Origin of the sequence: Nitrosomonas eutropha (genome assembly GCF_900116685.1) — a bacterium.
Lineage (GTDB): Bacteria > Pseudomonadota > Gammaproteobacteria > Burkholderiales > Nitrosomonadaceae > Nitrosomonas > Nitrosomonas eutropha_A.
This window is the reverse complement of record NZ_FPBL01000027.1, coordinates 1-2,874: the sequence shown is the minus strand read 5'-3', so window position 1 is coordinate 2,874 and position 2,874 is coordinate 1. Positions and strand designations below refer to the sequence as shown.

Here is a 2,874-nt window from a genome sequence, read left to right as displayed (position 1 = left end):
TATCGTCGCTTACTGTTTGTCCGATAACAAACCAACCTTGAATCTCACCAGAGTCAATACCTTGGTCAAAGCTTGAGGGCTTATCCCGAACTCAGGTTATTTTAACGCTGCCGTTCCAGATTGCTTCATGCCCTCAGCATTCGCAAGGGCGAATTTTGTTGCTCTCATTTCGAATGCTTTGGCGCTGAGTATCTTACAATGATAATCATTCTCAACTTTACCGTCTCTTTAAAGAGACAATTTATATTCAATATAAACAATTAGTTACATATTTTTATAATCCTCTCGGCAGATTACAGCGACAATTTTCCTCATCCAAGAATAGAAAAAATTATAACCTACTGATTAATAATAATTATTATTAATGGCATGGATTGTGCTTTTATTAAAGATATCTTACAGACGGCAAATGATTTTTCTGTCCCTATTTATCAAGTAAGCATTCTTTGAATTACATTTGCTTAATTCGGAAAATAATTTATGAGGAGCACAATCTATGCAGATCGCGAATCCATCTACTCCAGCAGTCACGGCAAAGAATATCCAGTTAGCAAACCTCGCATTTAATTTTCATCACCCTGACTCGCCCTCATTTAACTACAGCAGAACACAGCCCCCCTTCCCTCAGCAATACCGAATACCAACCAGCCCGAGTAACTACTCCGATTACACTGAACCGGATTGCCTCCTGCAACGCAACGACTACAGCATCCACCTGGTCAATTCACTCAAGCAACGCATCAAAGCCAGCACCCTTATCAAGCGCATGTATGCTTCGCGCGGCTATCAAACTGAAAAAGCATCTGTTTTCTCAGCCGATCCCTTCCAATACACTTTTGAAGCACGACAATCCGGGCAACTCATCGGTACACTAACACTAACTATTGATAGTGATAACAAACTGCTTGCTGATACGCTCTATCCAACAGAGCTGGATCAGTTTCGCCAACGAAACCGCCGATTATGCGAATTATCCAAATTAGCATTCAACCCTGAAAGCAGCTCGAAAGAAATCTTTGCCTCACTGTTCCACATGGCCTACATCTTTGCCCATCGCATCCACAATGTTGATGATGCCTTCATTGAAATCAACCCTCGCCACGCTCTTTTTTACAAGCGTATGCTCGGTTTCCGCCAAATCGGCAAACTACGCACCTGCCCACGGGTCAACGCTCCAGCGGTGTTGCTCAATCTGGATCTAGCGTATATGGAAGAACAAATCGTTACCCAGGCAGGACAACTCAATCAAGGCACAAGGAGCATCTATCCGCACTTTCTCTCCCAAAAGAAAGAAAATAAAATCGTACGACAATTTCAATAATACCAACAAAAGCATTGCAATAATCTTCATGAGAGCTGGAGCGCGCAGCTACAATCGCGAGTGGGATTGCAAGCATAAATCACACGCAACAAACCATTCTACAAAAATGGCTTGATCCTCAATTTATTCGCAATTATGCCGCTGGATAAAAGGGAAATTACTCCCTCCCCATCCAAGACTTGCGAATTAAATGAGGTATCTTATGAGCCAATCACACGCTCTCCCGCCAGCTTTAACTGGTGATAAAAGTCATTTATCTGAACAGGCGCACAAAGAAATTCAGGCACTCAGCGGCGCGAGACCAAAAGAATTTTTTCTGCAGGCGCTAGGCGCATGGGTTGTTATTATCGCAACCATCATGCTTGCTATTCATCTTGATACTATCTGGATGACATTGCTTGCTCTGCCAATTATTGCTACACGTTTCAATATTCTGGGATTACTGGCACATGAACAAGTACACCAGCTCGGCTTACGAGGGCGATATGGTGATACGCTGGCCAATATCCTGACCGCTTACCCAATAGGCATTACCGTGGAGGATTACGCCAAAGTCCATTTATCTCATCACAAGTATTATTTCACCGAAGATGATCCAGATTTTTTACGCAAATCCGGGCCGGATTGGACGTTTCCCATGTCAAATCTGCACTTAATTAATCTATTATTAAGTGATTTATGCGGATTGAGTTTTTACAGGATATTAAAGAGCAAACGACTGGCAAATAAAAATATCTACAATCGCTTGCATCCCACACCGAAATGGCTCCGACCTGCTTTTTACATCGGGCTGGCTATTTTACTAACTTATTTTGAACTGTGGCCTGTGTTCCTAGTTTACTGGCTGCTGCCATTAATGACATTCACTCCGTTAATTGTGCGCCTAGGTGCTATTTGTGAACATGTTTACAACCCGCCCCAAGCGGACATCATTAAATCTTCTCCACTCATCATCCTGCGCTGGTGGGAGAAACTATTATTGCCCAATCTTAATTTCGCACTGCATGCCTATCACCATTTTTTCCCGGGAATTGCCTGGTGCAATCTCCCTAAAGTACATGAAATTTTTAAGCGAGAAAATTTGGTCAACGAGGAAGCAGTATTTTATGGTTATTGGACATACTTGAAATATCTACAAACTATCTGCACAAGAGGAATAGACCAAAAGAACCATTATCAATCCAATTAGTAACTATTCAGCAAAAATAATTCACAAAAGGCTTGACAGGTTTTTTCTACAAGAAGCTCGCTGCAGCTTGACATGCTCCCTTTGGCATAGAGAGCCGCTGATCGCCTGCGTACCCGGCTGAGAGCTGTCTTTACCGCCCCCACCCGTGTGGTGACGGAATATCGCGCCGAGATTCTTGAGGATGAGCTGGGGCGTCGTTATGTCGCGGGTTTCCCGGCAGAGGTGGGTCGCCCCATCCAGTATGGTGCCAGTGCGCGCGCCCATGCCATATGTAGTGGTCAAGTAATTTCAGACCCTGCGATAGGTTCTTTTGCTACAGCATGTAACTCATAATCAACCGGTGTGATATACCCGAGCGTGGAGT

The 2,874-nt window shown here is 43.6% G+C and carries 3 protein-coding genes; all 3 read left to right on the top strand.

Annotated features, from left to right (window positions below; all coding sequences use genetic code 11):
- The first annotated feature begins 496 nt into the window (after nucleotides 1-496).
- The 3 genes from BM331_RS11310 to BM331_RS11725 all read left to right on the top strand — a co-directional run bounded on the left by BM331_RS11310 (nucleotide 497) and on the right by BM331_RS11725 (nucleotide 2,843).
- A complete protein-coding gene (locus BM331_RS11310) occupies nucleotides 497-1,321 on the top strand; it encodes an N-acyl amino acid synthase FeeM domain-containing protein (protein ID WP_256214909.1) in 825 nt (274 codons plus the stop codon).
- A 202-nt stretch (nucleotides 1,322-1,523) separates the two neighbouring features.
- Nucleotides 1,524-2,510, top strand: a complete 987-nt coding sequence (locus BM331_RS11305) for a fatty acid desaturase family protein (protein WP_074929563.1) — start codon at nucleotides 1,524-1,526, stop codon at nucleotides 2,508-2,510.
- A gap of 147 nt (nucleotides 2,511-2,657) precedes the next feature.
- Nucleotides 2,658-2,843: a hypothetical protein gene (locus BM331_RS11725; RefSeq protein WP_143100964.1), complete on the top strand. Its 186-nt coding sequence runs from the start codon at nucleotides 2,658-2,660 to the stop codon at nucleotides 2,841-2,843.
- The last annotated feature ends 31 nt before the right edge of the window (nucleotides 2,844-2,874 follow it).

Excerpts from the sequence above, each read along its gene's own strand:
- BM331_RS11310 (WP_256214909.1), top strand. The coding sequence starts at position 497 with ATGCAGATCGCGAATCCATCTACTCCAGCAGTCACGGCAAAGAATATC.
- BM331_RS11305 (WP_074929563.1), top strand. The coding sequence starts at position 1,524 with ATGAGCCAATCACACGCTCTCCCGCCAGCTTTAACTGGTGATAAAAGT.